The sequence below is a fragment of the Streptomyces sp. NPDC096311 genome (assembly GCF_044763085.1).
Taxonomy (GTDB): domain Bacteria; phylum Actinomycetota; class Actinomycetes; order Streptomycetales; family Streptomycetaceae; genus Streptomyces.
Window position 1 is genome coordinate 200,456 of sequence record NZ_JBIWFN010000017.1, and the last position, 25,339, is coordinate 225,794.

23 protein-coding genes and 1 pseudogene are annotated in these 25,339 nt (G+C 67.8%); 14 read left to right on the forward strand and 10 right to left on the reverse strand.

The features are described 5' to 3' along the window. Positions 1-182: 182 nt before the first annotated feature. Positions 183-671, reverse strand: coding sequence for an ester cyclase (locus tag ACIRA5_RS36750; protein ID WP_403698421.1), 489 nt, complete (start codon positions 669-671; stop codon positions 183-185). A 494-nt stretch (positions 672-1,165) separates the two neighbouring features. On the opposite strand from ACIRA5_RS36750, the gene ACIRA5_RS36755 reads away from it, so the two are divergent. Continuing rightward, positions 1,166-2,125 carry a LysR family transcriptional regulator gene (locus tag ACIRA5_RS36755; protein ID WP_403698423.1) on the forward strand — a complete coding sequence of 320 codons (960 nt, stop codon included), beginning with the start codon at positions 1,166-1,168 and terminating at the stop codon, positions 2,123-2,125. A gap of 460 nt (positions 2,126-2,585) precedes the next feature. Here ACIRA5_RS36755 and ACIRA5_RS36760 read toward each other — a convergent pair whose 3' ends face one another. Together ACIRA5_RS36760 and ACIRA5_RS36765 are read right to left on the reverse strand one after the other, a co-directional pair. Continuing rightward, positions 2,586-3,041 carry a hypothetical protein gene (locus ACIRA5_RS36760; RefSeq protein WP_403698425.1) on the reverse strand — a complete coding sequence of 152 codons (456 nt, stop codon included), beginning with the start codon at positions 3,039-3,041 and terminating at the stop codon, positions 2,586-2,588. A gap of 268 nt (positions 3,042-3,309) precedes the next feature. Next, positions 3,310-3,541: pseudogene (locus ACIRA5_RS36765) on the reverse strand (MFS transporter); the annotation flags it as partial. Between the two features lie 685 nt (positions 3,542-4,226). On the opposite strand from ACIRA5_RS36765, the gene ACIRA5_RS36770 reads away from it, so the two are divergent. Continuing rightward, positions 4,227-4,928: a TetR/AcrR family transcriptional regulator gene (locus ACIRA5_RS36770; RefSeq protein ID WP_403698427.1), complete on the forward strand. Its 702-nt coding sequence runs from the start codon at positions 4,227-4,229 to the stop codon at positions 4,926-4,928. Positions 4,929-5,405: 477 nt separating this feature from the next. Here the strand turns inward: ACIRA5_RS36770 and ACIRA5_RS36775 are convergent, their stop codons facing one another. The 7 genes from ACIRA5_RS36775 to ACIRA5_RS36805 form a co-directional block, all read right to left on the reverse strand. Continuing rightward, on the reverse strand, positions 5,406-5,927 hold the full coding sequence (locus ACIRA5_RS36775) for a MarR family winged helix-turn-helix transcriptional regulator (RefSeq protein ID WP_403698429.1): 522 nt from the start codon (positions 5,925-5,927) through the stop codon (positions 5,406-5,408). Positions 5,928-6,466: 539 nt separating this feature from the next. After that, positions 6,467-6,934 (reverse strand): cupin domain-containing protein, encoded by a 468-nt coding sequence (locus tag ACIRA5_RS36780; RefSeq protein WP_403698430.1) that lies wholly within the window; start codon positions 6,932-6,934, stop codon positions 6,467-6,469. 101 nt (positions 6,935-7,035) lie between these two features. After that, a complete protein-coding gene (locus ACIRA5_RS36785; protein ID WP_403698432.1) occupies positions 7,036-7,941 on the reverse strand; it encodes an alpha/beta fold hydrolase in 906 nt (301 codons plus the stop codon). A gap of 262 nt (positions 7,942-8,203) precedes the next feature. Next, positions 8,204-8,791 (reverse strand): isochorismatase family protein, encoded by a 588-nt coding sequence (locus ACIRA5_RS36790; protein ID WP_403698434.1) that lies wholly within the window; start codon positions 8,789-8,791, stop codon positions 8,204-8,206. 1,229 nt (positions 8,792-10,020) lie between these two features. Beyond that, positions 10,021-10,788 (reverse strand): IclR family transcriptional regulator, encoded by a 768-nt coding sequence (locus ACIRA5_RS36795; RefSeq protein WP_403698436.1) that lies wholly within the window; start codon positions 10,786-10,788, stop codon positions 10,021-10,023. A gap of 7 nt (positions 10,789-10,795) precedes the next feature. Continuing rightward, entirely contained in the window at positions 10,796-12,088 is a 1,293-nt protein-coding gene (locus ACIRA5_RS36800) for an MFS transporter (RefSeq protein ID WP_403698438.1), read from the reverse strand. A gap of 87 nt (positions 12,089-12,175) precedes the next feature. After that, complete coding sequence (locus ACIRA5_RS36805; RefSeq protein ID WP_403698439.1) at positions 12,176-13,693, reverse strand: bifunctional 3-(3-hydroxy-phenyl)propionate/3-hydroxycinnamic acid hydroxylase; 1,518 nt, start codon at positions 13,691-13,693, stop codon at positions 12,176-12,178. A gap of 94 nt (positions 13,694-13,787) precedes the next feature. Here ACIRA5_RS36805 and ACIRA5_RS36810 point away from each other — a divergent pair, with 94 nt between their 5' ends. From ACIRA5_RS36810 to ACIRA5_RS36865, 12 genes are all read left to right on the forward strand, one after another. After that, positions 13,788-14,747 (forward strand): amidohydrolase family protein, encoded by a 960-nt coding sequence (locus ACIRA5_RS36810; RefSeq protein WP_403698441.1) that lies wholly within the window; start codon positions 13,788-13,790, stop codon positions 14,745-14,747. Between the two features lie 102 nt (positions 14,748-14,849). Next, positions 14,850-15,413, forward strand: a complete 564-nt coding sequence (locus tag ACIRA5_RS36815) for a hypothetical protein (protein ID WP_403698443.1) — start codon at positions 14,850-14,852, stop codon at positions 15,411-15,413. 143 nt (positions 15,414-15,556) lie between these two features. Further along, positions 15,557-17,080: an MFS transporter gene (locus ACIRA5_RS36820; protein WP_403698445.1), complete on the forward strand. Its 1,524-nt coding sequence runs from the start codon at positions 15,557-15,559 to the stop codon at positions 17,078-17,080. 34 nt (positions 17,081-17,114) lie between these two features. After that, entirely contained in the window at positions 17,115-17,966 is an 852-nt protein-coding gene (locus ACIRA5_RS36825) for a pirin family protein (RefSeq protein WP_403698447.1), read from the forward strand. A gap of 63 nt (positions 17,967-18,029) precedes the next feature. Next, positions 18,030-19,118 (forward strand): FAD-dependent oxidoreductase, encoded by a 1,089-nt coding sequence (locus tag ACIRA5_RS36830; protein WP_403698449.1) that lies wholly within the window; start codon positions 18,030-18,032, stop codon positions 19,116-19,118. A 52-nt stretch (positions 19,119-19,170) separates the two neighbouring features. After that, positions 19,171-19,599: a PPOX class F420-dependent oxidoreductase gene (locus tag ACIRA5_RS36835; protein WP_403698451.1), complete on the forward strand. Its 429-nt coding sequence runs from the start codon at positions 19,171-19,173 to the stop codon at positions 19,597-19,599. Next, complete coding sequence (locus tag ACIRA5_RS36840; protein WP_403698453.1) at positions 19,599-20,573, forward strand: oxygenase MpaB family protein; 975 nt, start codon at positions 19,599-19,601, stop codon at positions 20,571-20,573. Before ACIRA5_RS36835 ends, ACIRA5_RS36840 begins: the two co-directional genes overlap by 1 nt. Beyond that, a complete protein-coding gene (locus ACIRA5_RS36845) occupies positions 20,537-21,031 on the forward strand; it encodes an ester cyclase (protein WP_403698455.1) in 495 nt (164 codons plus the stop codon). Before ACIRA5_RS36840 ends, ACIRA5_RS36845 begins: the two co-directional genes overlap by 37 nt. A 51-nt stretch (positions 21,032-21,082) precedes the next feature. Then, the gene (locus tag ACIRA5_RS36850; protein ID WP_403698457.1) at positions 21,083-22,885 is read left to right on the forward strand and encodes a flavin-containing monooxygenase; all 1,803 of its coding nucleotides are present in this window, start codon (positions 21,083-21,085) and stop codon (positions 22,883-22,885) included. Between the two features lie 52 nt (positions 22,886-22,937). Beyond that, positions 22,938-23,270 (forward strand): antibiotic biosynthesis monooxygenase family protein, encoded by a 333-nt coding sequence (locus tag ACIRA5_RS36855; RefSeq protein ID WP_403698459.1) that lies wholly within the window; start codon positions 22,938-22,940, stop codon positions 23,268-23,270. A gap of 155 nt (positions 23,271-23,425) precedes the next feature. Next, positions 23,426-24,019, forward strand: a complete 594-nt coding sequence (locus ACIRA5_RS36860) for a TetR/AcrR family transcriptional regulator (RefSeq protein WP_403698461.1) — start codon at positions 23,426-23,428, stop codon at positions 24,017-24,019. A 250-nt stretch (positions 24,020-24,269) separates the two neighbouring features. Beyond that, positions 24,270-25,286 carry an SMP-30/gluconolactonase/LRE family protein gene (locus ACIRA5_RS36865; RefSeq protein ID WP_403698463.1) on the forward strand — a complete coding sequence of 339 codons (1,017 nt, stop codon included), beginning with the start codon at positions 24,270-24,272 and terminating at the stop codon, positions 25,284-25,286. Positions 25,287-25,339 lie beyond the last annotated feature (53 nt).

The window sequence follows — 25,339 nt, forward strand, 5'->3', positions numbered from 1 at the left end:
CGGAAGCAGGAGATCGCACGGTCTCTCAGCGTCCGGTGGCGATGGATGGCTGGGCCGAGCACACGTGGAAGGCGCTCTGGATTAGCTCGTCCTGACAAGCCGTCAAACCTGCGGTGTACGCCGCCACCGGAGCCGGAGCAAGTAGCCGCGGACGACGCGCGGTCGCCGTAGCCCGGGGCGCCCTACTGCTCGGATCCCGGTTCCACGGTCACCTTGGCGCCGATCTGGTTGAGCACCTCGATGGGATCCTGCATGAACCAACCCTCGATCATCCGACCCTGGCTGTCGAAGCGAACCATCGCGGCCTCGTCGATCGTCAGCAACTTGCCCGTGGGCGAAACGCCGTAGCGGTCGCTGTCGTGCTCCTCCTCGATCTTCCAACGAGCCCAGATGACGTCTCCTTCGCCGTGGATCGCTTCGATCGTGCGGCGGTGGATCTTCGGCTTGCCTATGACCTCGCCGTACCGTCGGATGAACTGATCCGGTGTGATGACGCGTTCCTGCGGAACCTCGCCCCCGCCAAGACGGACGAAGGAGTCGTCTCCGCTTCGCAGAAGGCGCATCTGGGGCGCTATCAATTCCGGTACCACGGACATGTCGCCGCCGACTACCACCTCTTGCTGGAACCGTCGGAAGTTGCGCTTGTTGCGTTCGACGTTGTCTTCACTCACCTGGTACTCCAACTCGTCTGTGGTGTGCCGGTCGTTTTGCACTGGGCCGAGGGCGTCCCTGGTCGCTTGCGCCGAGGTCGTCGAGTCACATGTGAGTAGCTTGCTAATTTCGTGGCTGAAGTAGGAAATGTCCTCATCTGCTTGACTCGATTGAGCAGGCGGGCTGAACGGAAGATTTCCTCGTGTCATCGACTTCGAGCGGCGGACGCATGGTTATGAAACGCGTGCTTCGCCCTACCGGTCCAACATCTTGTGCCTCCGCAGTGACAACCTGGAGTTGTCGAACCGTGGTGATTGGCAGAGTCGGAGCAGCGCTTTCTGTCGGCCTCGTGGGCGCAGGAGGGGAGCTTGTAGCGCGCGGCTGCCAGTTTTCACGGGCGGTGAACTGCCGTGTACCAGAGGCCACATGGACTATGCCGGAGGAATGCCTTGATCGCGATGGACCCGCCACCTGACGGGGCCCTACGAGTAGTCCGTGTGTTTACCTGTCTTGCATGGACCTGGACCTGCGCCTGGTGCGTTACGTGGTGTGCATTGCTGAAGAGTTGCACTTCGGCCGTGCGGCTGGGCGTCTGCACATCACTCAACAGGCCTTGTCTGCTCAGGTCGGCAGGCTTGAGCGTCGGCTCGGTATAGCGCTCTTCATACGCGACCGTAGGCACGTGGAATTGACCCCTGCTGGTGCGTTGTTCGTGGAGCATGGACGGCAACTCCTTTCCGACGCCGACGACCTGCTGTCGGAGTTGGCCGACGCGGTCCCGGCCGTCCGAGTGGACATGGTCACCGAGGGACTGCCTCTGTCGACTCTGGTGACCCATCTGAGAGCCCAACTTCCGCAGGTGGCATTGGAGTTCACTCAGCACCACGGCCTCACCGCCGCTGTTCCCCGACTGCTGGCGACTGAGCTCGATGTGGCCTTCGGTTGGGTCGGTGGTCTACAGGAACCACTGCCCGTACCTCTGGAACACCAGGTGGTACGGCGCGAGCGCCTGCGCCTCGTGGTGCCTAAGGATCATCCGCTGGCGGGGCTCACGGAGGTGCCGCTGAGCCGGCTCGCAGCACACCCGATCATGCTGCATACGGCCAAAGAGGCAGCCGAGTGGGAACGCTGGAACGATGCCCTCAGCGCTGAGTTCGGGCTGCGCATCGTCGAGCGTGTGCATGGACACGGCAAGGCCAGCACTCTTGCGGCGATCCGGGCATATGGCCGTCCAGCGGTCGCAACGCTGGAAATGCCGGTCCCTGAGGATTTGGTGGTGCGCCCATTGGTGGCGCCTGTGCCGGTATACGAATGGTCGATGGTGTGGCGGTCTGCCCACCAGACACCGGCGGCGATCCGGGTGACCAACCTCATCGCGGAGATCGCCGAGACTCTTGCGTGGCAGGCGCCACCTGCCAGAGCCTATTGGGAACCGACCGCTGGTCACCGAAGGGCGGATCAACCTGATCCCTGAAAGGGCCAGGCAAGAATCTGACGGACCAGCGGCGCCACTTCCGCAGCGAAGGTAGCGATCTGGCGTGCGTGGTCGGCAGCTGTCGACGGTCAGAAAATTCCCCACGATCTAAAGACCGCCCAATCCCTCGGCCGCCGCCTCGCCACCCCTGCCGATTTCCGGGGGGCTCATCAGGCTGGCTCAGCCGGAGTCCGCAGGCTCACCCGAGGGAAGCTCACCATGACGAACAACGGACCTGGAGCACACCACGGGCCACCGCCGAACGCTCACCTGTGGAGCCGGGACGGCTTCAACGGCGACATGCGCGTCACCGTACGGCGGTACCTCATCGTTGATTGCGCCTCAGTGCAGGGCCGGCACGCACCCCACCGCCTCGATCTCCACCTGCCCGACCGGACCGACCCAGTCCGCTCTCCCGACCGTCTTCGCCACAAGCCGCAAGGACCTCTCCCTCGCGGCCTCAGCCCGCTCGGCGCCGACGCCGTTCGTCTGGCGCAACGCAGGGAACGACGAACTGCACTTCGTACAGGACGGCGAACTGGACTACGTCACCGACTTCGGCACCCTGCGCGCCGAACCGGGAGACTTCGTCTGCCTGCCGCGAGCCGTCACGTATCGCGTCGTGCCAGTGAGGACACCGACCCTTCGCGTGATCCTGGAAACCCCGGAACAGCTTCGGCTCAGCGCCACCGGCACCGTTCGGAATGATCAACTTCGCGCGGGACGTCAACGCCCCGACCCCAGTCTGAGTTCGGACGAGCCCGGCCAGACTGACCTCCTGGTCAAGGCTTTCGACGGCATAACCCGGTTCAGCCTGCGGTGCGACTCCCTTGCGTTCGTCGCGGTTGTCGGCGGACGGATCCCCGTGTTGAAGCTCAACCTCGCCGACGTCCAGCCGCAGTCCTACCTCCCGCACGGCGGACCCCGGGCTCCTTCGCCGAGAGCAGCAGCCGCGATCTGCTGCTGTATACCTCAGCGCGCGCCCCGGCGCCCGTCCGCTGATGCACCACAACGCCGACTACGACGAACTCATCTTCTACTTCAGCGGACCGGGCGCCTACGGGGCTCTCGACGAGCCCGGCCAGATGACCTGGACGCCCAAGTCGGTCGGTCACTGGGGCCCGGCAGAGGACGTTCCCAAGGGCTACGCAGAAGAACGAGCCCGTGATGAAGACGATCGTCTACACGGCGAAGACGGTCTTACGGCCGTACATGTCGCCGAACTTGCCGACGAGCACGGTCGAGACGGTCTGAGCCAGCAGGTAAGAGGTCACCACCCAGGATATGTGCGAGCCGCCGCCCAGATCCGCGACGATCGTCGGCAGCGCCGTGCCGACGATCGGCTGGTCGAGCGAGGCCAGCAGCATGCGCCCGGCGATTGGTGACGAAGATGACGGTGCGTTCGCGGGGGCTCAGAAGCTGGGGCGCGGACTGATCTGTCCCTGTCCCTGTCCCTGTCCCTGTCCCAGGCGAGGCGGCTGATGCCGTCACGGGAACCGTCTCGGTAGGAGGGGGCGTTCGGCTCTCGGAGCCAACAATGCCATAGGTGGCCGACCATGGAGATGAGGAAATTAGATGGAGGAAGCACCCGATCTCAATCCATTGCTACTGATCAGAGGCTATATTTCAGGACGTCTTGTAAAGAATTTGCCGACCAATAAATTACCGCCGCGACGGCTTCACCTACACCGGGCGGGTGGAACGAAGAACCCGCTGGGGGTGGCGGCGGACTTGCGACGTGGGTCGGATCCGCTCTGCGGCTCCGCCGGGGCGCCCGATGCGACATTCGGGCGCCCGTGCCGGCCAGTGGAGTACCCCACTCTGAGACCTGGGCCGGAGTCTTCGTTGCCACGATGCCGCGGCCGACCTGTGCGGCACCTGGCACGCGCTTGTGGGCGCGGGGGATTCCCCGTAGGGCGGGGCCGGGTGTCGGCTTCCGCTCATCTCGAACGGTCGGCGTCGAGGGTACGTACGATGGGTCAAGGAAATCAATGAATGTCTATTTTTGTGTCGGTGTCGCCCTCGACCACGGGTCGGCGTCGCCCCCACCACGGGATATGCCGCTTGTAGCATCGAGTTGGGCGAGGAGAGGAGGCGCAGCGTGGCTGCCGCCGAGGTGACGGAAGAAGTGCCGCAGTCGAGGCCCTCCGGGCGAGGACGGCCGAGGAAGCAGACTCCCGAGGGGGAAGTGGATTGTCCACGCAAGGGCGAGCGCACCCGGCGGCGCATTCTGGAGGCGGCTCGCCGGAAGTTCGCCGAGGTCGGCTACGAGCGGGCCACCATCCGGGCCATCGCGGCCGAGGCCGATGTCGACAAGTCGTCGGTCATCCAGTACTTCGGCAGCAAGGACGCCCTGTTCCGTGAGGCGGTCCACTGGAGCATTCCCATCGCCGAACTCACCACCGACGACCCGGGTGAGACGGTGGAGAACTACCTTCGCGGCATGCTCGACGCGTGGGCGGCCGACCCGCACACCCCCATGGCCGTGCTGCTGCGGGCCAGCATGACCAGTGAGGATGCCGCGGAGCTGTTGCGGACGCACGTCACTGCCGAGTCCGTCGGGCCGATCGCCGCCACCGTCACGGCCGGTGATGCCCGTCTGCGCGCCGCGCTGGCCAGCGCGATGCTGATGGGGATCGCCAGCCAGCGCCACCTGCTGCGCATGCCGGATCTCGCAGCCGCGGACGTCGAGGACGTCCTGCGCCTCGTCGTCCCCGTGTTCCGCGGCCTGATCGCACCCGAGCAGGCTTCCGAGCAGGCCCACAGAGATACTCCCGAGCAGTCGGCGCCCGCCGGGGACTGATCGTTCCGGGCTGCAGCGCGTCCCGATGTATTCAGACCGACCGCGACGTCTCGGCCTCGAACCTGGCCTGGGTGGTCAACGCCCACGCGAGCTCACCGGGGCCTCGTCCTGGAGGAGGGTGTCAGTCAGGGCCGAGACCAGCAGCCACTTACTGTGGCCCTGGTCTGTCGTTCTGTGGTGTATCGACCACCCTCTGGTCGATACAGTGGCCGTCCTGGTGCCTCAGGGCGAGTTCGCCGTGCCATCGCGCAAGCGTGGCGGGCGGCGGCAGGTCCTCTTTTGGAGGTGCCCCGGCGAGCAGGAGGACGGATGCCCTTGGGTGCCCCAGCATGGGGAAGTGGGTCCGCAGGCGCATGCCCACCACCCGAGTTGCATGTATCCATCTATGAGGCATTGTCGCGCAGGCCTGGAGCCTCAGAACGTCACCCCTGAAGTCTTGCCGGCGCGACTGCGGCCGGGTCGGGTCGCCGGGGCCTGTCAGTAGAGGCGCGGCGGGATACCCGGGGAGTCTTCGCCGTCGGTGGATGATGTGTCCATGAGGTTCGCCTCGATGCGGGCCAGTATCCCCATGGCCTGGTCGTATTCCTCGCTCGTGAACCCGTCCGCGGTGATCGTCTCCAATTCGCGCCATACCTGCAGGACCCGGTCGCGCAGGGCTTGGCCGGCGCGGGTCGCGTCCACGACGACAGCGCGACGGTCCTCGTCGGACGGCCTGCGGGTGACGAAGCCCGACTGTTCCAGGCGCTGCAGCATCTTGGTGACTGTCGACGGATCGAGGCCCAGGGTCTTGATGAGGTCCGCTTGGCGCTGCGCGCCGCGCTGCCACAACTGCATCATCAGAAGCTCCTGCCCCGGGTAGAGGCCGGTCTCGCGCAGCAGGTTGCTGGCCACCATCCGGTGCATGCGAGCGGCGCGGAAGAGGGCCTCACCCATCGGAGTGTCGACGGCGGTCGGGGCCGCATCGGCCCTCCGCTGTATCGACTCGGACGTTGGCGGCACGGTTGCTGCTCCTCCTGTGTGGCGGCACGGGGCCGGGGCCGGAGACCAAAGAGTCATCCGACCCCAAGTTATTGGTCGACCAATATAATACCTTGAGAGTGACCATTTGTTGATGTCGCTCTCTGTTCAGGGGGGAACCGCTCCCGTGGCGCGCTCGTCCGCGTTGATGGCGCCGCGGTCGCGGCTGGTCGCACCATCGCCGTACTGTGCCGAGATCGCACGCCCTGAGGGCTTCTCCGGACTGTCAATCTCTCCCGTTTCGTCACTTGAGGAATGCGTTCGCAGTGTCCGAGGTCGAAAGGACTGTTGGGCGACCAAGTGAGTGAATGAATCGGGGTCGGGCCGATCCGAGATTTCCAGCTTGCGGATGCGTTGCTCGGCTCCGTCATATCCCGGTGCGGTCGTTCGCCGTCCGCCCCGTGGAGGTGGCGGGCGGCGTGAGATCCGGCTGCGCGCAGCGCACCCGGTGGGGCCAGGCGTCGGTGGCGCGGTGGCGACCGGTCTGTTGCCGACGGTCGGCACAGTGCACGGGCAGCACGTCAACGCGGCGGGCCGAGCACTACCTGCCCGTAGAGCTCCGATGCTTCGGCGAGCTTCTCGGGCGTGATGGCGAAGTCCTCGGGCCGAGGGGTGGTGATGTCACGCCCGGCGTGCCGGAACAGTCCCTCGATGCCCGAGGGCGTGGCGATCATGAGGAGGTCGGCCGTGTCCGAGGTGATGCGGTATCCGTGAGGAATGTTCTTGGGCAAGTAGACGATGCCGCCTTCGGAGAGCTCCATTTGTTCCTCGCCGAGCCAGAGCAGCGCGGTGCCCTTGATCAGCATGAAGATCTCGTCCTCGAGGGTGTGCATGTGGAAGGGCGGTGCCTCGTCCTTGCCGACCGCGAATCTTCCCACGGTGAGTTGCCCGTTCGTGGCCTGGCCGTCGAGGAGGACGGAAAACGTGCTGCCGTCCAGCCATTCAAGTGTCTGCTGTTGGTCGGGCTGGGCCAGGTAAGCCATGGTCATGGTGTGATTCCTTCTTGTCTCGGCCGCCTTTGACAGTGGTCTTCGGTGGTCTTTGGTGGTCGTAGTGGTCTTCGGTGGGATGGATCGGCGCGACTGGTCTGCTACGCCAGGAACGGGGCGAGCGTGGCCAGGAGGGCTTCGGGCCGCTCGTCGGGGATGTAGTGTCCGCTGTCGGCTATCACTGCCGTCGTGACGTCGGGTGCGACCGCGGTCAGGCTGCGTGCCAGGTAGGGCCCCACGCTGTGTTCGCCGCCGACGGCCAGTACGGGCATCGTCAGGACACCGCCCGCGTCACCCCAGGCCCGGTTGGCCCGGCCGTCGTCGAGCATGGTGCGGTAGTGCTCGAAGCCGCCGCGCAGGGCTTCCGGGGCGCGCAGGGACGCGACGATGACGTCGATCTCCTCCGACGGGAACGCCTTGGGGTCGGCTGACATCTTTGCGAACCACCAGCTCAGGAAAGCGCGTTCGTTGCCCTGGAACAGCAGTTCCGGTGCCTCGGGGGTCATGAAGAGCCCGAAGTGGAAGTAGCCGCCTGTCGCCGGGTCCATGATGTCTTCCAGGCCGTACCCAGGGACGGCCAGGTCTGCCAGGACGAGCCGGTGTACCTGCTGGGGGTACAGGCGGGCATAGGAGAAGGCGACCATGCCGCCAATGTCGTGTCCGACCAGGCGTACCGGGCCGTTCAGTCCCAGGGACTGGAGCAGCTCGTGCACATCGCGTGCCTGGGTGTCCTTGTCGTAGCCGGTCTCCGCGACTGCAGAGCCGCCGGTGCCGCGCAGGTCGGGGGCCACGACGGTATATCCCATGTCGGCGAGGGGGCGCAGGATGTGCCTCCATTCCCGCCATGTCTGCGGCCAGCCGTGCAGCAGCACAACGGGCTCGCCCGCGCCGCCGATGACGCTGTGTATCAGGGTGCCGTTCACTTCCCGGACGACCTGTGAAAAGCCCTCGGGGAGGTCTTCGGCGACGGCCTGCTCGTACGGGGTCTGCGGGGTGGTACTGGTCACTGCTGTCTCCTAGGAATCTTTTGGTGCCGTCAACGCTGGGATGTGGCACGTGTGACAGAGGTGAAGTGAGGGCGCCGGGCGGCGCTGCCGGTCTTGGCTCCGCCGCCCGGCGGGCGCCTTCTTGCGGTGCGTCACCGTGTCGAGCTCGATGGGGTTGACACGGTGACGGACTGGAGCGCTACGGCGGGCTCGTTGCCCCATGGAGTGCCGCCGACGTGCCACCTGGGTCGGGGTGGCTTCAGGCGCCCCCGGCTCCGCAAGGTCACTGCTGGGGCATGAGTCCCATGACGAAGGGGATGATCTTGCCGCCGCGGTCGCTGGTCCAGTTCCCGGCCAGTTCGGCCATGAGTTGGATTGAGGAGGTGATGGTGGCGCCGGCGTTCTCCATGCGGCGGATGGAGATGTCGTCGGCCATCTTGGTGGGGGAGCCGCCCGCGTCGGCGACGACCTGGACGTCGTAGCCGAGCTGGAGGGCGGTGAGGGTGGGGTAGACGGTGCACACGTCGTTGGTGACGCCCGCGATGATCAGCTTCTTGCGTCCGGTCTCCCGCACCGCGGCGGCGAAGTTCTCGTCGTCCATGGCGTTGACGACGCCGAGGCGCTTGATGCGTGCCTCGAACTCCTTGGGGGCGATCTCGGCGAGTTCGGCGAGCAGCGGGCCCTGGGCGTACTCCTCCATGGAGGAGGTGAGCACCAGCGGGATGTCGACCGCCTTGGCCGTGTTGGCCAGCGCCAGGGCATTGGCCTTCAACTGCTCGAAGGGGATGGAGCGGACCCACCCCATGGTGCCCACCTGGTGGTCGATGAGCAGCATCGCCGTGTTCTCGGCGGTGAAGGACTGTGCAGACATGATGACCTCTTTCAGGACGGTGTGACCGGCTGGTGCGTGGATCGTCCAGCGCTTCCACGAAGCATATTACTTGGTCGACCAAGTGTTTGCTGCCATCGATGTACGACACTCGGGACCCCTCGGGGATGGGGTGAGGCGGAGCCGAGGTTGACCGGGCCTGTCCGGTCCTCGGTGGCAGGTGATGTGAGGAGAGGGGTTGCGTAGTGAGGATTAAATCTGCAGGTCAAGGCTGCCAAATGAGTATCTCGGGGAGGTTTGGTCGAATGGTGGGCCTGCAGTGCACGCAGGGCGCGACCCTCCCTGTCTCGATGCCGGGCGGGCCGTCCGGGCCGGACCTCGGCCTGCTGGAGGGTGTGAGCTATCGCACTCGAAGGGAAGCTATTGGCCGACCCAATAATTGCCAGGATGGAAACCGCTTCGTACGCCGGAGGGCCGGTTCGGGGAGGGGTTGCTTGCCGTGGATGCGCTGCGGGTGGTCCTGGCCAAGTGTGCCGAGCGGCTGCGCAAGGAACTCGCGGAGAGCCAACGATCCTGCTGCGGCGCGGGAGTTGGAGTGGGCCTGACGGCTCCGGGGGCAGGCGGCATGTTGGTAGTCCTGCACTGCGAGGACGGAATGGACGAGAGCGTGCTTCCCGCCGACTGCCAGGCGATCCTCAAGGTCGAGAGCCAGAGGCGCGCCCCCGCCTTGACCGCGCCTTCCGTCGTGGCCATGCCCGGCCCGCAACCGGGCGTCGGCCACCCGTCCCGTAGCACTCGACGCGCCTGCGGTGTGGGTTCCTGCTGTCGGACACCGCCCGTCCGCACGGGGTGGCCTTCCATTCCAGTGGGGCCATCAGATACGGCTTCCGGCCGGCCCGGCACCGGCACGCGGCCCGCCCCTTCCGCGAGGCGCTTGAGCAGGCCGGCGCCCGACCGAAGGGCGTCGCCGATGGCGTGCGCGTGTCGACCAAGACTGAACGTTGTTCCAATCCCTGCTGCATGCCATGTAGTTGATGCCGGGGCATCGTCCAGATGCACGGAAGCTCCTGACGCGCCTCCGCCGCAGGGGCACCTACGCCCGTCTCGCCGCCACCCGACATCTAGAGCTCGGAGGCTACCTCGGGACAACGAAACCACGGCCACGGACTTGCACACCGTACGGCGCGGGAAGGGCTCCGTGCGGCTCGGCCGAAGTCGGTGGTGCTGGACAAGCCGAGCCTCGGTCGCCGAGGCGGGCCCGGGGCCTCGTGTCATGCCCCCATTTCGTCCGCGATCGCGCGGACGGTCTCGAGCAGCGCGGCAGAGGCGCTCTCGATGGAGGAGCCGGTGGCGTGCCGGGCGGGCATGACGACGGCGACGACGACCGGAAGCGGACTTCCCGACGTGAGAACCGGGGCTGCGATGGACGTGACACCGGGTACGACGCCACCCGAGGTGATCGCGACCCCGGTCTTACGGACCTCGGCTCGAATGGCGGCGAGTTCTGCGGCGGGCCGTTTCTCGGAGTCGGCGAGTTCGCCGCGCAGGACGGGCTCGGTGAGGGTCTCCGGGAGATGCGCGAGGTAGACCCGGCCGATGGACGAGGCCAGCATCGGCAGGGTTGCGCCGATGCGTACGGTGATGGGAAGGGCGTAGGAGCCGTAGTCCCAGCGCACGACGACCGGTCCGTTGTCGCCCCACACCGCGAGGTTGACGGCATGGTTCGTGCGGTCGCGCAGTCCGGGCAGGAACTCCCCGGCGATGCCGACCTCGTCCATGCGCCGCAGGGCCTCGATGCCGAGACGGCGCACGGCGGGGCCGAAGTCGTAGAGGCCGGAACTGCGGGACTGGGAGACCAGCCCTGCCCGGCCGAGGCTGACAAGGTAGCGGTGCACCTTGCTGGCCGCCATGCCGCAGGCCGCGCCGAGCTGGGTGAGGCTCATCGGACCGCGGCCCTGCTCGAGGGCCTGGAGCACGGTCATGGCGATCTCGACGGACTGGATGCCCTGCCGGGCGTCGGGTTCGTTGGCTGTTCCCACAGGGTGACTATACGAACCCGGTCTCCGTGGGGCGCTCACGGGTGGTGACGACGTTCCGGGCGGCGGAGTGCTCGGCCCGGGCGAGCGGGACCAGTGCCGCGAGGACGGCACCGAGCAGGCCGGGGACGGCGAACAGGTAGAAGTTCCACTCCACGGCGAGGCCGGAGGACAGCACCCAGCCTCCGGTCGTGGGTCCGGTGATGGCGCCGAGTCGGCCGACGGCGAGGGTCCAGCCGATGGCCGGACCGCGCAGCGCGTCGGGATAGCGGGTGACGACGAAGGTGTTGGTGAGGGCCTGGGAACTGATGAGTCCCATGCCGCTGATGAACATCAGCGGGAACAGCAGCGCTGGTCCGGGGTGGAGGGGTATCAGGATCAGGCAGACCGCCCCGGTGAGGAAGGCGACGCCGACGACCGGTTTGATGCCGAGCCGGTCGGCGATGCGCCCGCCGACGACCATGCCCACTCCGGCACCCGTCCACATGGCGGCGGTCTGCAGCAGCGACGAACCCAGCGAGTACCCGGCCGTCCGCATGATGGTGGGGAGCCAGGTGCTGATCCCGAACACGAGCAGCAGCCCGCAGAACGCGACCATCCAGAAGAGAAGGGTCACCGACCGGACGCCGGGGCCGAGCAGGAGACGGAGCCCGAACAGATCGGAGCCGGATCGCGTGGACGACGGCAGAGGCGAGGCCGTGCCCGGAGTGGTCGGGCTCTCCGGAAGAAACTTGACCGCGAGAGGGATGACAACGGCTGCCGGCAGCGCGCCAAGCACGTAGATCCAGCGCCAGGAGACGTCCGGCAGCAGTGCGGCGGCGAGCAGCGGCGCCATGAGCGCGCCGGCCGCGTACCCGGAGTTCATCATTCCGATGGTGCGGCCCCGCCGCTCGGGCTCCGACAGGTCCGCGACGTAGGCGTTCACGGTGGGCAGCACCACGCCGAGCCCGACGCCGACCAGCAGGCGCGCCGCGCCGAGGAGCGTGAACGTCGGCATGGTGGCGCAGACGAGCATGCCCGCCGAGAACAAGGAGGCGCCGGAGATCAGGAGGCGGCGACTGCCGATCCGGCGGATCAGCGCGGCGGACAGGGCTGCGCCGAGGAGCATGCCGATCGGGACGAGCGAACCGACGGTTCCTGCGGAGGACTTGGTGGCGCCGATACGGGAGTCCGCGAGCAGGGAGGGGACGGAGGCGCCGTAACAGGCGAGGTCATAGCCCTCGAACGCGGCAAGCAGAGCGGCGAGGGCGAGCACGGACGGCCGTAGGATGCGACGGCTCGGGAGGGGGACGGATGGGGCCATGGGCGTTACCTGCCTTCGTTGCCAGGTGGTGCGTGGGCCGGGGGACGAGTGGGCGCGGATGGCAAGGGGGGTGAGCGGTACGGCCGTTCACAGGGCTGCGAGCAGGTTCTCGGCGAGCGTGGCGACACCGGTTCCGGTCGCGGTTCCGTAGACGTAGAAGTCGGGTCGGACGGCGATCGCGTCGACGCCGACCTCGGCGAACCAGGCCGCGTAGCTCCCGTTGACATCGTGCACGAAGGGGAGTGCGCCGCTGTCCGCACCCGGAGCCACGATGGTGACGCCTGCGTCCCTGAGTGCATCGAGACGCGGCCTCAGCGCCGGGACCGAGGCCGGGCGCAGCAGGAGATGGAACCCGGCGCCGACGACTTGGTCGAGCAGTCCCTTGCGTCGGCCGTCGTCGACGACGCCCTGCACCGACAGGGCACCGCCGCCGTCGCTCAGCAGACCCGGCCCGAGTCCGGGAAAACGGATCTTCTCGGGGGCCTCGGCCGCAGCTCGGCCCGCGATCAGCCTGGCGTCGCGGGCCGCGGCCCGCATGGGGTCGCGGATCGTCTGCGTACGGCCGAGCTCGATGCCCTTGGCGATCACGGCGCGGACATGTGGTTCGCGCTCTGTCTGATACGTGTCGAGCAGCGCGTCGTCCGCCCGGCCGCGCAGGACGAGGTCGAGCTTGAAGGCGATGTTCTGTGCGTCGCGTACCCCGGAGCACATGCCCTGGCCGAGGAACGGGGGCATCTGGTGGGCGGCGTCACCGGCGAGCAGCACGTGTCCGATCCGCCAACTGTCAGCGACCAGCGAACGGAAGGTGTAGGTCGCGACGCGGATCAGATCGGCGTCCTCGCGTGAGAGGTGGCGCGCGACGCGGGCCCACACCTTGTCGGGGGCGCGCTCGAAAGCAAAGGCTTCCTCGGAGTCGAGCATGAAGCTGAACCGGTGGTGGTCCGGCCCGAGCGAGATGATCGAGGTGGGACCGGCGGGATCGCCGAGTTGCAGTGCGGCCGGGACGGCGGTGGCTCGGCGGAATCGGAAGTCGCAGACCATCCACGGCTCGGAGAACCCGAAGTCCTGCTGTCCGACCCCCAGCGCGGCACGGACGAAGCTGTTGCCGCCGTCGCCGGCGACGACGTAGCGGGCGTTGATCTCCTCGCCGCCATCGATGCTGAGGGTGACGCCGTCTGCGTCCTGGCGGACGGCGGTGACCGGGCTGTTGTGCCTGACGTGCACAGTGGGGGACGACCGGCACATCCGGTCGAGGGCTTCCTCCAGGTCGGGCTGGTACATCGAGTACCACTCGGCCCAGCCGCTCCGGCCGGTCTCGGCGTAGCCCTGCTCGATCAGCAGGTCGCCGGAGCCGTTGCGCCATTCGTAACTGTGCTGCACGCGCAGCTTGGGCAGCAACTCCTCCGCGATGCCCAGCCGGGCGAGGGTCCGCATCGTCTCGTCGTCGAAGATCGCGGCTCGGGGGAGGTTGTACAGCCCCGCGTACCGCTCAAGGACGAGCACCCGGTGCCCGGCCTGACCCAGCAACGCAGCCGTCGTCATTCCGACCGGCCCGTAGCCCACCACGGCCACATCAACCTGGTGGGACGTTCCGTCGATCGCCATGTCCACTCCTCTGTGAGCCTTGACGACCGCACACGCTAGTTTCATTATTCGTGAAGTCAATGCCTAATGGTGAAATTGCTCGAAGGAGATCGCGATGCGGACGATCGGTCTTGAGGAACACTTCGTCACGCCCGAGCTGGTCGGATACGGTGCCGGATCGGCATCCATCGCCCAGCCCGGTGCGTGGAAGGAGGCGTCGCGGCGCCTGTTGGACCTGACCGACGAACGGATCGCGGAGATGGACGCGGCGGGCCTCGACGTCCAGGTGCTGTCACTGAACGCGCCGGGCATCCAGGCGGAGCCGGACCCGGCCGTCGCGGTCGCTCGCGCTGTCGCCGTGAACGACCTCCTCGCCGCAACGATCGAGGCGAACCCGACCCGCTACGCCGGGTTCTGCGCCCTGCCGCTGCAGGACCCGCAGGCGGCGGCCAAGGAACTCGAGCGCGCGGTACACCAACTCGGCCTGCGCGGAGCACTCGTGAACGCCCACACCCGCGGCCGGTATCTCGACGACCCGGAGCTGCGCGTGGTGTGGGAGTACGCCGAGGGGCTCGATGTGCCCCTGTACCTGCACCCTGCCAACGGCATCGATTCCGCACATGTGCTGTCCGGGCACCCGGAGTTGATCGGCCCGATGTGGAGCTGGGGCACGGACACCGCCTCACACGTGCTGCGGCTGATCTTCGGCGGAGTCTTCGACGACTTCCCCGAGGCAAAGCTGCTGCTCGGACACATGGGCGAGGGGCTGCCCTACGTTCTGTGGCGGCTGGACTCCCGGTGGGGCTTCCACAACCATCACGGCATCGAACTGCGCCGGGGCATCCCCTCGGAGTATCTACGCCACAACCTGTACATCACCACCAGCGGTGTATGTTCGGCCCCGCCACTGGTCTGCGCGCTACTCGCCCTCGGCCCCGATCACATCCTCTTCGGCACCGACTACCCCTTCGAGGAGATGAGTACGGCGACCGAGTTCCTGCGCACCGCTCCGATCAGCGACGAGGACCGGGCCAAGATCGCGCATGTGAACGCCGAGCGACTGCTCCGCATGTGAACCGTCCCCGGCGTAACCGGGCGACGAGCCGGTCAGCGGCGGCCGGTCCATGGCGAGCCGACTGATGGTTGCCCCCTGCCGCAATACTGAATCACGGACGACTTGTCCACGTGCAAGGGCGCGCTGTTCTGTGACGCCCTCCACTGGACCATCCCAATCACTGAACTCGCCACCGATGATCCGGCCCGGTCGGTGGAGAATTACCTGCGCGGCATGTTCGAGGTATGGGCGGCCGACCCTCGCACTCCCATGGCCATGCTGCTGAGGGCCAGTATGACCTGCGAGGATGCCGCGGAACTCTGGCGGGAGCGCGTCAGTGCCGAGGCCATCGGGCCGATCGCCGCCACGGTCACGGGTGACGACGCCCGGCTGCGGGCGGCGCTGAGCAATGCGATGGTGACGGCCATCGCGAGTAAGCGACTTCTGCTGAACATGCCCGATCTTGCCGCCGTGGATGTCGAGGACATCCTTCGGCTTGTCGTCCCCGTGTTCCGCGATCTGATCGCTCCCAAGGGGGAGTCGGGGCCGTCGCCGTCCGCGGGGAGTGATCTCTGCGGCCGAGGAGTAGTCCTCGATCGGAACACCGCCGCCGGCCGTCGTCCTGTCCACGCAGGCGCGCCCGTCGGGCCGGGTGTTTTCGCATGTCAGAGGCGCTCCGATGGGTGACTGTGCTGCTTGGCCGCGCAATGCGCGACGGGCCTCGGGCGGCCAGACGCATCGAGAACGTCACCCCAGCTGATAATTTTTCTCAACGCTTGTATATTTCACTCGATGGCACTTGTCACGCAGCTCTGAACCTGGAGTCACCCATGCCCACCGACAGCCCGGTCACGGCCACCGGCCAGCGCTCCGCAGGAACCACCAAGGTGCCCCGCCACCTCGGACTGGCCCTTGTCGTCATTGCCACCGCGCAGCTGATGGTCGTCCTCGACGCCACCATCACCAATATCGCGCTCCCGAGCATTCAGACCGACCTCGACGTGTCAGCTTCGAACCTGGCCTGGGTGGTCAACGCCTACGCGCTCGCGTTCGGCGGCCTGCTGCTCCTGGGCGGCCGGGCCGGCGACCTGTATGGCCGGCGCCGTATGTTCCAGGTCGGTATCGCGACGTTCACCGTGGCTTCGCTGCTGGGCGGGCTGGCGCAGAACGAGGGGCTGCTCATCGGCGCCCGCATCCTGCAGGGGATCGGCGCCGCGATCTCCGCACCATCCGCGCTGTCGTTGATCGCCACGAACTTCCCCGAGGGCAAGCCCCGCAACCGGGCCATGGGCGTCTACGCGGCCATGGCGGGGCTCGGCTCCACGGTGGGCCTGCTGCTGGGCGGCATCCTGACCGACTACCTCGACTGGCGCTGGGTGTTCTTCGTCAACATTCCCATCGGCGCTGCCGTACTCGTCGGGACCAGGGTGCTCGCCGAGGGCGAGCGGAATACGGGCCGTCTCGACGTGCCCGGAGCGATCACCGGCACCGGCGGTCTGATCGCCCTGGTGTACGCCATCACCCGCGGCGGTGAGGACGGTTGGACCGACGGCCTGACGCTCGGGTTCCTCGGCGCGGCTCTTGTGCTGCTGGTGCTCTTCGTCTTCCTCCAGGTGCGGTCCGCGCATCCGATGATGCCGCTGCGCCTCTTCAAGGACCGCAACCGCGCCGGTGCTTACGCGAGCATGCTGTTCGTCGGCGCGGGCCTGTTCGCCACCTTCTACTTCCTGACGCTCTACATGCAGCAGATCCTCGGCTACAGCCCGGTCAAGACAGGGCTCGCCTACCTGCCGTTCAGCGTCGGCATGGGTGTCGCGGCAGGCGTCAGCTCGCAACTCGTCGCCCGCCTGGCACCCCGGCAGATCGCCGGCCCCGGTCTGGCGGTCGGAGCCGCGGGCATGTTCTGGTTCGCCACGCTCGAACCGGGCGCCTCCTACGTGACGCAGCTGATGCCCGCCATGTTCGTCACGGCGGTCGGCCTGGGCATGACGTTCGTCCCGATGACCCTCGGCGCGGTGAGCGGTGTACGAGACCAGGACTCCGGCATCGCCTCAGCCCTGCTCAACACCTCACAGCAGGTCGGCGGTGCGCTGGGCCTGGCCGTACTCTCCACGATCTCGACGTCGGCAGCGAACGACCAACTGCCCGATGCGGCAGAGACCTTGTACCGGGCCCTCGCCATGAAGGACTTCGGCCTGGTGGCCAAGGCCGGCGACGCCCTGACCCATGGCTACACCACGGCGTTCGTCGTCGCGGCGGTGTTCTTCATCGGCGGTCTGCTGATCACGCTGTTCGCCATCAATGCCGGCAAGCAGGGACAGGGCGAGGCCGCGCACGCCGCCCACATGGGCTGACCACCCACACGCCAACGACCGCAAGGAGGACGGTATGCACGGGCCCCGTGTCCTGTCGACCGTCACCGACATCGACACCCACAAGATCGGGACGCAGTTCTCGGCGCGCGGTTCGCGCTTCGCCGTCGACCTGGATCCCTTCCTCAACATGGATCTGTTCGAGATCACCGGACCGACCTTCGCGCCGCACCCGCACGCCGGATTCTCCGCGGCCACCTACATGTTCGACGACTCCGTCACCCGGCTGCACAACCGGGACAGCCTCGGCGACAACAGCCTGATCGAACCCGGCGGCGTGCACTGGACCGTCGCGGCTTCCGGGATCGTGCACGACGAGGTAGTCGAGGAGAGCGGCCGTCTCGGGCACGGCGTGCAGATCTTCGTACGGCTGCCGGAATCCGCTGAGGAGGCCGACCCGTACGGCCTGCACTTCCCCCCCAACGAGCTACCCAAGGGCGAACTCACCGAGGGCGTGACACTGCGAGTGGTGGCTGGCGAGGCGTTCGGGATGCGCTCGCCCGTCCGTGAGGCGGCCGAATCCCACGTGTACGACCTGCTGTTGCAGCCCGGCGCACGCGTCGAGATCCCCGTCGACCCTGACCACCGCGGCTTCGCGATGACGGTCCGGGGCAGCGGGCGCATCGCCACGCCGACCAGCCGCGGTGACCTCGGCCCGGTCGGCCTGGCCGTGTTCGAGCCGGGCGAAGGGGCCGTGGAGATCGAGGCCGGCGAACAGGGGGCGCAGTTCCTCTTCGGAGCGGGCAGGCCGCTGCGTACGCCCGCCTACATGTACGGCGGGTTCTGCATGTCCAGCGAGTCGCGTGTCGTCGAAGCCGTGGAGCGCTACCAGTCGGGCGCCATGCACGGCCTGCTGACCGCACCGTGATCCATCCCTGGCAAGTCCTCCAGCAAGCCAACTTCCAGCACATGCACACCCATTGAGGAGAACATGATGTCCAAGAAGGTAGTAGTCGTCGGTGGTGGCTACGGCGGCAGCGCCGCGGCGAAGGCGCTGGACGGCGTCGCCGATGTCGTTCTGGTCGAGCCCAAGGAGGCCTTCTTCCACGCCGTGGGCGCCCTGCGTGCGGTGGTGGACCCCGACTTCCTGCCCCGGATCTTCTTCCCCTACGACAAGTTGCTCACCAACGGGCGTGTGGTGCGCGACCGTGCGGTGCGTGTGGAACCGGGCCGCGTGACGCTGGCCTCCGGCGAGGAGCTCGCGGCTGACTACATCGTGCTGGCCACCGGCTCCGGTTACCCCTTCCCCGCCAAGATCGACGTGGACTACACCGCGGACGCCCAGCAGAAGTACCGCGAGGCGCAGGCCAATCTCCACGCGGCCGAGCACGTCCTGCTGCTCGGTGCCGGGCCGGTCGGGCTGGAGTTCGCCGGGGAGATCAAGGCCGTCTGGCCGCAGAAGAAGGTCGTGGTCGTCGACCCCGTGGCCGACATCCTCAGCGAGTACGCGCCGGAGCTGCGCGAGGAGGTCCGCCGTCAGCTCGGTGAACTGGACATCCAGCTCGTCCTCGGCTCCCCGCTGAAGGACAACCCGCCCACCCAGCCGGGCGAGCGCGGCCCCTTCCATGTCAGCACCGCCTCCGACGTCGACATCACCGCCGACATCTGGTTCCGCTGTTTCGGCGTCGTCCCGCAGACCGGATACCTCGCCGGGGCCCTCGCGGACATACGCCAGTCGGACGGGCAGGTGGCGGTGACCGAGACCCTCCAGGTCAAGGGTCAGGACACGGTCTTCGCCCTCGGTGACATCACCGATGTGGCCGAGCCCAAGCAGGCCAGCGCGGCGAACCGCCACGTCGAGGTGGTCGCGGGCAACATCAGGGCGCTGATCGAGGGCGAGGGCGAACTCGCCGCCTACCAGCCGGGCCCTGCCGCCATCATCCTCCCGCTCGGCCCGACCGGGGGAGCGGCCCAGCTGCCGGGCAGGGGAATCGTCGGCCCCGACGTCACCTCCCAGTTCAAGGGCGCGGACCTGCTGACGGGCCGCCTCGGGCAGCTGTTCGGGGCGGCTGGTGCCTGACCCCGTGACACACGCTCACTGATCGCGGCTTTCGCCCACAGAGGAGGCACGGATGTCCTTCACCGAAGAAGAGATCAGCTATCTGGGCTCACAGCGGCTGGCGCGCCTCGCCACCGTCTCGGCCGACGACCAGCCGGACGTCGTACCGGTCGGGTTTGAGTACGACGGGACGTACTTGTACGTGGGGGGCGTCGCCCCCGCGAAGACCCGCAAGTTCCGCAATGTCGAGGCCGGGAAGACCAAAGTGGCCCTGGTCGTCGACGACGTGGTCAGCACCGATCCGTGGACGCCGCGCTATCTGCGCGTCTACGGCACCGCCGAACTCGTCGAGCGCAAAGGCCGCTTCGGGACGGCGCCGTATATGCGGATCACGCCAACGATCTCGTGGAGCTTCAATCTTGAGGGCGGGCCGTTCGCCCGTGACCGAACGGTCAGTGTCCGGCGGACTGTTCACACGGGCGGCGCCGGGGACGGCGCGTAGTGGGACTGCGGGCCCGAATCGCGGACGAACTCAAGTCGACCGTGCACGGCGGGGAATTGAAACTGGAGCGGTACGCGGGTCCGCCCGGTGATCCCGGACTGCTCGGGATCGCTCCGGACAGCCCTGTCTGGCGGGTGCACGGCCATCCGACGGGGATGCTCACCGGCGGGTTCGCGGCGCTCATGCTCCAGTCCCTGCATCCGTTGGCGATGGCCGGGGTCGACCAGCACTCGGACTTCCGTACCGATCCGACCGGCCGGCTCGTTCGTACCGCTCGGTTCATCACCACGACCACCTTCGGGTCGCAGCAGGCGGCTCGGGAGGTGATCGACCTGGTACGGCGGATCCACACCCATGTGCACGGGACCGCGCCGGACGGCCGGCCGTACCGCGCGGACGACCCCGAGCTGCTGACTTGGGTGCACACCGCCGAGGTCTACAGCTTCCTGACGGGCTACCAGGTCTACGCACCGCGACGTTCCCGGCTCACCCGGGCCGAATGCGACACCTACTACGCGCAGGCCGCCCCCGTCGCCGAGGCGCTGGGCGCGGTGCAGGTGCCGCGCAGTACACGCGAGGTCACCCGCTATCTGGCCCGCATGCGACCCGAACTCCACGTCACCCCAGCCGCGTTGGAAGCCCTGCGGTTCCTTCGCGGCTTCGGCCGCACCGGGCGGGAACGGCTGGTCGCGCGCCTGCTGATGAACGCCGCGGTGGGGCTGCTGCCGGGCTGGACGCGGGCAGAACTCGGCATTCACCGTCCGGTCCTGGTGCGCGCCGACTGGGACCTACCGGTGGCCACCGTGGTCGGCCGCGGACTCGAGTGGGCTCGCGGCCCGTCCGAGATCCATGCAGCCGCGCGGGCTCGGCTGGCCGCGGTGGCAACAGGAGCACATGGCAGCGATTCCGGCAGTCACCTTCATCGAGAGGACTCAACGTGTCGAACGATCCAAAGGCCGCCGTCAACCGGCTGATCGAGGACGTAATCAACGCCCATCGCCCCGACCTCGCCCACGAAGTGCTCCACCCGAAGCTCCAGATCCGGCGCATGGGGATGCAGGGATCGGCGCAGTACCTCGGAAGCCTCGCCAAGGCGTCGCGGGACGGCCTCAATGAGCACGGCGCGCCCCCCGCGGACCCCGTCGAGGGTTTCAAGGCCGTCTACGGCCTCCTGCTGAGCGCGTTCCCCGACCTGCGCAACAACGTGGTGGGACCCCAGGTGGTCGTCGATGACCTGGTCATCACGCACGTCACCTTCTCGGGCACTCACGAGGGCGAGTTCCTCGGGGTCGCCCCCACGCACCGCAAGGTCGAGTTCGACGAGGTCCTGTACCAGCGCGTCACCGACGGCAAGGTCAGCGAGGTCTGGGCAGTGGGAGATGAACTCGGCTTCCTGCAGCAGCTCGGAGTGCTGGCGAGCCCCGGGGCCTGACGCGTCGCCAGAGCCCTTGCCGTAGACACCCGCAGAGTAGGGAGACCAGAAGTGAGCAACAACTCCGCCGCTCTCGGCGGCCCCGGATTCGATCCGGAGGCGATCCGCCGCAAGTACCTGGAAGAGAGCGAGAAGCGACGGTCGGCGGAGCCGACGCCGGCACGGACGGTCGCGGAGAGCGCGGTGCTGTCCGTCGAGGACCCCTTCGTCGAACCGGGCTTCGAGCGGGAGGCGCTGCACGACGAGGTCGACGTCGTCGTAGTCGGCGGTGGACACACCGGACTCGTCACGGGCGTGAATCTGCGCAAGGCGGGCGTGCCGCGCGTGCGCCTGTTCGAGAAGGGCGGCGGCTTCGGCGGCGTCTGGTACTGGAACCGCTACCCCGGCATCCGCTGCGACGTCGACGCCTACTCGTACATGCCGATGCTCGAAGAAGTCGGCACGATGCCCAGCGAGAAATATGTCCAGGGCGACGAGATTCGCGCGCACGCCCAGGCGCTCGCCGAGAAGTTCGGCCTGGACGAGACCGCATGTCTGCAAACGCAGGTGACCGGCGCGCGCTGGGACGAGGAGGCCGACCGCTGGATCGTCACGAGCGACCGCGGCGACGAGATCCGCGCCCGGTTCATCTGCCTGGGCAACGGAACGCTCGACGACCCGAGCATTCCCGACGTGCCCGGTCTCGACGAGTTCCAGGGCCATGTCTTCCACTCCAGCCGCTGGGACTACGACTACACCGGCGGCAACGAGCGCGGCGGCCTGACCAGGCTCGCGGGCAAGCGGGTGGCGGTGGTCGGCACCGCGGCGTCCGCGATCCAGTTCATTCCGGAACTGGCCGAGTACGCGGAACATGTGATCGTCGTCCAGCGGACCCCGGTGGTCGTCATACCGCGCAACAACGAGCGCACGGATCCCGAGTGGTTCCGCAACCAGCCCGCTGGCTGGCAGCAGGAGCGCATCGAGAACCTCACCGCGATCGTGCAGAGCCCTCCGGGAAGCAAGCCGCCCGCGAAGGACATCCTCAACGACTCACTGACCGGTCTGTCCAAGATGTCCCGCAACGTGTCACCGGAGCTCGCCGTCCTGATGGAGGGAGCCGAGCCCGCCACGCGGATGCTGTACGGCAACTACGCGGCCATGGAGAAGATCCGGGCCGACATGGGCTCGGTCGTCAACGACCCGGACACGGCCGAGAAGCTCAAGCCGTACTACAACCTGGGCTGCAACCGCCCCCAGTTCAGCGACACCTACCTGCAAGCCTACAACCGTCCCAACGTCACCCTGCTGGACACCGAAGGCCGGGGCATCGAACGACTCACCGCGAAGGGCGTCGTGGTCGACGGCGTGGAGTACGAGGCCGACTGCGTCGTATTCGGCACCGGCTTCGCGATCGACGCGGGCCGCTTCCCCGTGGCCGGACGCGGTGGGGAGCTGCTGTCCGACAAGTGGGCCGACGGTGTCAGTTCGCTGCACGGCATCCTGACTGCGGGCTTCCCCAACCTGTTCGTGGTCGGCGGCATCCCCCAGGCGACCCACGCGATCAACTTCACGCACCAGCTGTACGACCAGACGACCCACGTCTCCACCCTCATCAGGCGCTGCCTCGACGAGAACCTCGCCAGCGTCGACGTCCGCCCCGAGGCGGAGGAACGCTGGGCCCAGCAGATCAAGGAAAAGGCGGCCGGCCTGCCCCGCCCGGACCTCAACTGCGCGCCCAACAGGCAGACGGAGCTGATCCACTCCGGCTACCCGGGAGGCCCCATCGCCTACGCGCAGGCCTGCCGGGAGTGGCTCCAGGGCGGCGGGTTCGACCGCGACCTCGTCATCGAGCGCCCGGCCGGCACGGCGGCGTGACAACAGCGAACGCCGACGCATGACAGCAGCGAACGCAGACGGAGGACCGTACATGGATGCCATAGCCACCATCACCGCGCACACCCAAGTGACCACGCTTATCAACGTGTTCACCGTCAAGCCGGAGAACCAGCGCGCCCTGGTCGACCTGCTGGTGAAGACCACCGACGAGGTCATGCGACACCGCGAGGGCTTCATTTCCACCGCCGTGCATGCCAGCACGGATGGCACCCGGGTCGCCAACTACGCCCAGTGGGAGACCGAAGCGCACCTGCGCGCCGTGCTGGCCGACCCCGTGGCCCAGCAACAGCTGGGCCAGGCACAGAAGTTCGCGGAAGGCTTCGAGCCGAACATCTACAGCGTGGAGTCGGTGCACCGCCGCTGACTACAGATGGTTGGCCGACAGTCTAATTTGAAGGGTCTGACTGGATGGTGAGTGCACTTGGGCGCGCTCGCCAGCAGTCAGGCCCTTCAGACCGTAAAGTTTGCCAACCAAGAAAACTCTTGAGTTTCGCATGTGTAGTGGCCTACGCTCGCGCCATGGCTGGACCCGACGAAACGAGACGCACCCGGCTTACGCCGGAGCGGGAGCAAGAGATCTACGCGGCTGTCGTCGACCTGCTGAACGACGTCGACTACGACACGCTCACCATGGACGACATAGCGGCCCGGGCGCGGGCGAGCAAGGCCACGTTCTACCGCCAGTGGAAGAGCAAGTCGAACCTTGTCGCTGCCGCCGTACGGCACTACAAGCACTACGACCTGGCGTCGATCGACACCGGTTCGCTGCGCGGCGACCTGCACGAGATCGCGCGGATCGTCGGTGACGCCATGGGCAGGAAGAGCACGGCGCCGGTCAGGGCGCTGAGCCAGGCCATGCGGAACAACGCGGAACTGGCGGACGCCGTACGGGAATCCAAGACCAAGCCCGAGATGGAGATGCTGCACCGTGTGGTCGAGCGGGCGCTCGTACGCGGTGAGATAGCACCGGACAACCCCGCCCTCGCCTTCATGGGGCCCCTGATCACCGGCGCGGCGTTCGCCCGGCCGTCGTTCGATGGCGTCGAGGCCGACGCCGTCTACCTCGCCCGCTACATGGACGCCTGCGTCCTGCCGGCGCTGCTGCGGGGCTGAAGCGTCCGCACTTCAGACTCCGCACCTCGTATCGAGGTGCGTCCTCCCGTCCCCCGCCCCGGGCCGGTTACCCGGCGAACCATGCCGCCACGGGGGGATCCCGCGCCGAGCGCGGCCGACCCGGCCGGGCTCACAGCGCTGCCCGCAGCCGCGAACAGCGCTCCCAAGCCTTCGCCTCCGCGCCGACTGACCGTGCCCACGCACGTGCGGCACCGCGGGTGAGGGCGAGCACACCTTCGAAGAGAGAGCAATGAACGCCAGGAAAACCCCGATGAAGAAGCGGCTCATATTCGCCGCGGCGATCGCCGCCGCGGCAGCCGTCGTCACCGTGGCGCCGTGCGCGTCCGCGGAGACCCCGGCCGACCACCACGGCCAGGTCGTCACCCAGGTGAAGACCGCGGCCGCGTTCGACTTCGCGGCCGGTGAGTCGCCCGAGAACATCACCGTCAATCCGGACGGCTCGCTGACCCTGTCGATGCTGGGCATCTCGGCCGGCAAGGCGCCGGAACTGGTGCGGATCGCCGAGTCCGGGCAGCGCACGGTGCTCGTCACGGGACACGCGGGTGACGCGATCACCGGGAACACGCGCGGGCGCGACGGAGCGGTGTACTACAACGTCCTGTCCAGCGACGCCTCCCGGTCCGGCGTGTGGAAGGACACGCCCGGCGGCACCCCCGAGCGCATCGCGGCCCTGCCCGTAGGCGCTTTCCCCAACGGCCTGGCCATCGACCCGTCCGGCCGCACCCTGTACGTGGCGGACAGCTACAAGGGCACCGTATGGGCCGTCCCGGCCTCCGGCGGAACGGCGACTGCCTGGCTGACCAACGCCGCCCTTGCGCCCGACGCCTCCTCGGCCCCGCCGCTCGGCGCCAACGGGCTCCGTTTCCACAACGGCGCGGTGTGGGTCTCCAACCTCAGCAAGGGCACGCTGCTGCGGGTGCAGGTGAACGCCGACGGCACGAACGGACGGATCCACGTCGTGACCACCGGTGTCGTGGGGATCGACGACTTCAACTTCCTCAACAGGCGTTCCGACGTGGTGTTCGCCGCGCTGCACGCCCTGAACCAGATCGCGGCGGTCTATCCGGACGGTGCCAAGAAGATCGTCCTGACCAAGGCGGACGGCGTCGCAGCACCCACCGCCACCGCGGTGCGCGGGAACAGGCTGTATGTGACGGACAGCGGCATGGACGAGACGCCGCACGACCCGAAGCTGCAGGTGGGGAAGATCAACTTCCGCGCCCTGTTCGGTGGCGCTGCTCACTGATCGCAGCCTGACCCGGCCGCCGCACCCCCTCTTCTCCGGCCACTGCGGCGGCC

Bases quoted from the DNA above. Each gene is read 5' to 3' on its own strand.
- ACIRA5_RS36755 (WP_403698423.1), top strand. From the start codon at position 1,166: ATGGACCTGGACCTGCGCCTGGTGCGTTACGTGGTGTGCATTGCTGAA.
- ACIRA5_RS36780 (WP_403698430.1), bottom strand. From the start codon at position 6,934: ATGACCATGGCTTACCTGGCCCAGCCCGACCAACAGCAGACACTTGAA.
- ACIRA5_RS36790 (WP_403698434.1), bottom strand. From the start codon at position 8,791: ATGTCTGCACAGTCCTTCACCGCCGAGAACACGGCGATGCTGCTCATC.
- ACIRA5_RS36800 (WP_403698438.1), bottom strand. From the start codon at position 12,088: ATGGCCCCATCCGTCCCCCTCCCGAGCCGTCGCATCCTACGGCCGTCC.
- ACIRA5_RS36805 (WP_403698439.1), bottom strand. From the start codon at position 13,693: ATGGCGATCGACGGAACGTCCCACCAGGTTGATGTGGCCGTGGTGGGC.
- ACIRA5_RS36810 (WP_403698441.1), top strand. From the start codon at position 13,788: ATGCGGACGATCGGTCTTGAGGAACACTTCGTCACGCCCGAGCTGGTC.
- ACIRA5_RS36820 (WP_403698445.1), top strand. From the start codon at position 15,557: ATGCCCACCGACAGCCCGGTCACGGCCACCGGCCAGCGCTCCGCAGGA.
- ACIRA5_RS36825 (WP_403698447.1), top strand. From the start codon at position 17,115: ATGCACGGGCCCCGTGTCCTGTCGACCGTCACCGACATCGACACCCAC.
- ACIRA5_RS36830 (WP_403698449.1), top strand. From the start codon at position 18,030: ATGATGTCCAAGAAGGTAGTAGTCGTCGGTGGTGGCTACGGCGGCAGC.
- ACIRA5_RS36835 (WP_403698451.1), top strand. From the start codon at position 19,171: ATGTCCTTCACCGAAGAAGAGATCAGCTATCTGGGCTCACAGCGGCTG.
- ACIRA5_RS36855 (WP_403698459.1), top strand. From the start codon at position 22,938: ATGGATGCCATAGCCACCATCACCGCGCACACCCAAGTGACCACGCTT.
- ACIRA5_RS36860 (WP_403698461.1), top strand. From the start codon at position 23,426: ATGGCTGGACCCGACGAAACGAGACGCACCCGGCTTACGCCGGAGCGG.
- ACIRA5_RS36865 (WP_403698463.1), top strand. From the start codon at position 24,270: ATGAACGCCAGGAAAACCCCGATGAAGAAGCGGCTCATATTCGCCGCG.